The sequence below is a fragment of the Sphingobium sp. BHU LFT2 genome, assembly GCF_018604485.1.
GTDB classification, from domain to species: Bacteria; Pseudomonadota; Alphaproteobacteria; order Sphingomonadales; family Sphingomonadaceae; genus Sphingobium; species Sphingobium yanoikuyae_A.
On record NZ_JAFCGW010000069.1, the window covers coordinates 1 to 1,009 of the forward strand.

Genomic DNA, 1,009 nt, shown 5'->3' on the forward strand with positions numbered 1-1,009 from the left:
TACTGGGAGGATCTGTCATGCACGGGCGATTTCAACGAGCGCGTCTTGCCCCTGAAGGCTTTGCGGTGGTGTCGCTGCAGGGTGTCGGAGATGATTTCCATATTCAACTGCGTTCTCGCTGCCTTTCAGGCGTTTGTCCGGATTGTGGCCGCCCAAGCCAGCGAGTTCAGAGCCGGTATGTGCGGAGACCTTCGGATTTACCGTTGGCGGGCCGCCGTGTCGTTCTAACGATCCAGGCGCGCCGCTTCTGGTGTGACGCGGTCGTGTGCGGTCGGCGCATCTTCTGCGAACGGTTCGATGTAGGTGTCCTGGCGCGATATGGCCGGCGTACTCAACGTCTTGAGACAATTGTCCAGCATCTGGGCCTCGCATTGGGCGGGAGACCTGGGGCCGCATTTGTCAACCGTCTAATGGTGCCGGTGAGCAAGGACACTTTGCTGCGGGTGGTGCGGCGGCACGCTGTTGATCGATGTGACGACCTCCATGTTGTCGGTATTGATGATTTTGCCTTCCGCCGAGGCCAGACTTACGGAACGATTGTCTGCGATCTGGAGCGCCGCAAGCCGGTCACCCTTCTGCCTGATCGAGCACTGGAAACGTCACGGGCCTGGCTTGCCAAACGCCCGTCCATATCCATCGTCGCTCGAGACCGCGGCGGCGGTTATGGTGAGGCGATCGCACGAGGGCTCCCTCATGCCGAGCAGGTTGCCGATCGTTGGCATCTCATGGAGAATTCGAGCCGAGCCTTTCTCGACGCCGTCAGCAAATCCATGCGGCAGATCAGGCAAGCGGTCGGCAGCAATGTCGTCGACCCCAAGCTTCTCACCTATGCTGAGAAGCTGCAGTACGAAGGTTACCTTCGTCGTCAGGAAACCAATGAGGCAATCCAGGAACTGGCCAAAAGCGGCACTTCCATCCGGCAGATTGTCCGGCAGACTGGTCACAGCCGCAAACTCGTTCGGGACGTCCTACGCGGACAGCGCCTAGACGTCTTTCGTACTCGGCCAAG

General features: G+C 59.7%; 1 protein-coding gene. It reads left to right on the forward strand.

All coding sequences use genetic code 11. The features are described 5' to 3' along the window. Positions 1-17: 17 nt before the first annotated feature. A partial coding sequence (locus tag JQK15_RS26465) for an ISL3 family transposase (protein WP_214869630.1) occupies positions 18-1,009 on the forward strand: 992 nt, incomplete at its 3' end.